Origin of the sequence: Mesorhizobium sp. M7A.F.Ca.CA.004.12.1.1 (genome assembly GCF_003997835.1) — a bacterium.
Classification (GTDB): domain Bacteria; phylum Pseudomonadota; class Alphaproteobacteria; order Rhizobiales; family Rhizobiaceae; genus Mesorhizobium.
Genome location: NZ_RZRK01000693.1, coordinates 1 through 3270, shown reverse-complemented (window position 1 = coordinate 3270; position 3270 = coordinate 1). Strand labels below are relative to the sequence as shown.

General features: G+C 64.6%; 3 protein-coding genes. All 3 read right to left on the bottom strand.

Annotated elements, in window-relative coordinates:
• Window positions 1-17: 17 nt before the first annotated feature.
• Window positions 18-1097 (bottom strand): ABC transporter ATP-binding protein, encoded by a 1080-nt coding sequence (locus tag EN984_RS27800; protein ID WP_127270931.1) that lies wholly within the window; start codon window positions 1095-1097, stop codon window positions 18-20.
• Window positions 1085-2788 (bottom strand): iron ABC transporter permease, encoded by a 1704-nt coding sequence (locus tag EN984_RS27795; protein ID WP_127272591.1) that lies wholly within the window; start codon window positions 2786-2788, stop codon window positions 1085-1087. Before EN984_RS27795 ends, EN984_RS27800 begins: the two co-directional genes overlap by 13 nt.
• 88 nt (window positions 2789-2876) lie before the next feature.
• Window positions 2877-3270: extracellular solute-binding protein (locus EN984_RS27790; protein ID WP_127384104.1), on the bottom strand; the 394-nt coding region annotated here is incomplete at its 5' end.

The window sequence follows — 3270 nt, the reverse complement described above, 5'->3', positions numbered from 1 at the left end:
GAGCAGGTCGAGCATCATCACGATGCTGCCCCCGCCGCCGGGATCAGCCAGCCGGAGCGTATCCGCAGACGCGCATGGGCTCCGCTCTCCAGCAAAACCGGGTCGGGCTGTTCGAAATGCAAAGTGAGATCGGGACTGGTCGAAGGCGCGAATTCGATGCGCGCCGAGCCACCCTGGTAGATCACCCGCTTGACCAGACCATCAAAGCCGGGGCCATCCGGCGACACGTCGAGATCGGCCGACCGGCAGCAGACCTTTGCCCCGGTTCGCGGCCGCTCGCCTGGCCGGCAGCGGACAACCAGTTCAGCGCCGAGAACCCGGACCTTGCAGTGGCCCCTTTCTTCCGCGCTCAACACATCCACGGGCAGCAAAATGCCTTGCGAAATGAAGGATGCGACCATTTCATTTGCCGGCTCATGATAGAGCTCGCGCGGCGTCGCCAGCTGGGCAAGGCGCCCGCCATCCATCACCGCGATGCGGTCGGCCAATGCCATCGCCTCGGCCTGATCATGGGTGATGTAGACGATGGTGGTGCCGGTGCGCTTGTGGAAGGATGCGAACTCGTCCTCCATCGATGCCCTCAGATGCACGTCGAGATTGGCCAGCGGCTCATCGAACAGCACTAGCGAGGGCGCGGCGACAAGGCAGCGCGCCAGCGCCACGCGCTGGCGCTGGCCGCCGGAAAGATTGGCCGGCCGACGCTCGCCCAGCCCTTGCAGATTGACAAGGGCGAGTGCGTCTTCAACCTTCCGGCGGGCGACAGCCTTGTCGAGCTTCGCCACCTTCAGCGAATAACCGATGTTCTCGGCCACCGTCATATGCGGCCACAGCGCATAGTTCTGGAAGACGATGCCGACGCGCCGCTTTTCCGGTGCGACGCTGCAGCCCTTGCCCGACACGACCTCGCTGCCGATGCGGATTTCGCCCGAAGTCACTTTCTCGAATCCGGCCACCAGCCTCAGCAACGTCGTCTTGCCGCAGCCGGAAGGGCCGAGCACCGCCAGGAACTCGCCGTCGGCGACGTCGATCGACACGTCCCTGACGGCATCGAAATTGGCGAAGCTCTTGGTCACATTGTCCAGGCTCAATCGCGCCATGGCAGCACTCCGGTCGGAAGGTAGGGGGCAAGCAGATTGGTGACCAGCATCAGCACGAAGGTGACCGCCACGGTGATGACGGACATCGCCGCCGCATAGTTGGAATCGCCGCCCTGCTCGAAGGAGAACATCACCACGCCGATGGTTTCCGAGCCCGACGACCACAGCAGCGCCGAAACGGTGAGTTCGCTCAGCGCCGTCATGAAGATCAGCAGGCCGCCGGCGATCGCCGCCGGTGCCACCAAGGGAAAGATGATCGTGCGCATGCGCGTGAACAGCCCGGCGCCTGCCACTTGCGCAGCCTCCTCCAGCGCCCGGTCGATCTGGTGATAGCCGCTGATGGTTGGCCGCAGCGCCAGCACCAGGAAACGGGCGAGATAGGCGTAGAGGATGATCCAGACGGTGTTGTAGAGCTGGATGCCGGTCAGCGGGATCGGCCGCAGGAACATGAGCAGCGAGGCGATGGCCAGCACCACACCGGGCAGTGCATAGGGCAGTTCCACCGACAGATTGAGCAGCCGCACCCAGCGCTGCTTGCCCCAGGCGATCAGATAGCCGATCGGCACGGCAACCAGGACCGCGAAGAAGGCCGCCGCGATCGACAGCCAGAAGCTGTTGAAGAAGGCGCGGCCGGCCGCGTCATGCTCGAACAGCACGAAGCGATAATTGTCGAGCGTCGCCGTCTTGGCGGTGAGCGCGATGCCGTAGCCCGGCACCAGCGATGTCAGAACCAGCCCGAACAGCGGCAGGAACAGCACCACGATGATCAGCAGCCACATGCCGGCCTGGACCGTAGGCCGCCAGCGGCCGAGTTCGTATGGCTCAGCCGAAAGCGACGTGGAGCTGATGCGATAGTCGCGGCGGCGGCTCATGATCTCCTGGGCAAGGATGCCCGCCATGGCGATGATGCCGATCAGCACCGACAGGAACGCGGTTTCGCCGAGCACGGCAGGGCCGCCGCCGGCCAGCTTCTGATAGATCAGCGTCGGCAGCACGAGATAGTTGGCGGGAATACCTAGAAAGGCCGGAATACCGAAATTACCGACGCAGGAGACGAAGGCGAGTGCGGCGGCGGCCATGATCGACGGCGTCATCAAGGGCAGCACGATGGTGACCAGCACGGTGAACCAGCCGGCGCCGCCCGCCCGCGCCGCTTCGACCAGCTCGCGCGGCAGCTTGCGCAGGCCGGCGCGCACCAGCAGGAAAACCAGCGGCCCATACTGCACGCCGAGCAGCAGGATGATGCCCAATGTCGAATAGAGCGGATTCCTGGTACCGAGCGGCGGTGCCGCCCCGAACAGCTTGAGGAACGGGCTTGCCGGGCCGAACAATTGCAGCCAGGCCAGCGCCGTCACCTGCGGTGCGATCATCAAGGGCATGACGTAACAGAGCACCATGGCGCTGCGAGCGCGGATATCGGTCAGAGTGACGAGGACGGCCACCAGCGTACCCGACAACACCGCAAGCAGGGTGCCGCCGATACCGACGACCAGTGTGTGCCAGGTGGCGACCCAGGTCGCCGGACTGGCGAGCCCCGCCTTTATCGCGACGGCCGACAGCGTGCCGCCGGGTGCCACGATCTCCTTGATCAGGCGCAGCATCGGCAGCAGCGAAAGCAGGACGATGACGATGGCCACCGCCGCCGTCAGGACCATTTCCTGGCCCCGGCTTTCCCTGATCCGTGTTGACATGATTGCTTTTCCTGGGATCGATCAGCCGATGCGCTCGGGTTTCGCAGTCGGCATGCCGCTAGGGGGGCATGCCGACTGGATTGCCGGCTCAGCCGCCGAACAGTTCCGAGAACTTCGCCTTGTCGGCGTCGGTCTTGGCGACGATTGCCTTGGTGTCGAACGACATCACCTTGACCTTGACGCCTTCCGGCAGCCATTCGGGGCGGCCGACCGAGGCGCGCGCCGGCAGATAGCCCATCGAAAGCGCAAGCTTCTGGCCGTCATCGGAAAGAATGAAGTCGACGAACTTCTTGGCGCCATCGACATTCCTGGCGGTCTTCATGATGGCGACCGGTTCGGTCACTGCCGGCACACCTTCCGAGGGGAACACGAACTCGACCGGGGAACCCTTCTTCTTGGCGTTCATCGCCATGAAGTCGACGAGGATGCCATAGGGCTTCTCGCCCGATGCCACCGACTTCAGCACCGCACCATTGCCGCGC

What these genes read in the sequence shown, in the direction of transcription:
- EN984_RS27800 (WP_127270931.1), bottom strand. Translation starts at nt 1,097, where the DNA reads ATGGCGCGATTGAGCCTGGACAATGTGACCAAGAGCTTCGCCAATTTC.
- EN984_RS27795 (WP_127272591.1), bottom strand. Translation starts at nt 2,788, where the DNA reads ATGTCAACACGGATCAGGGAAAGCCGGGGCCAGGAAATGGTCCTGACG.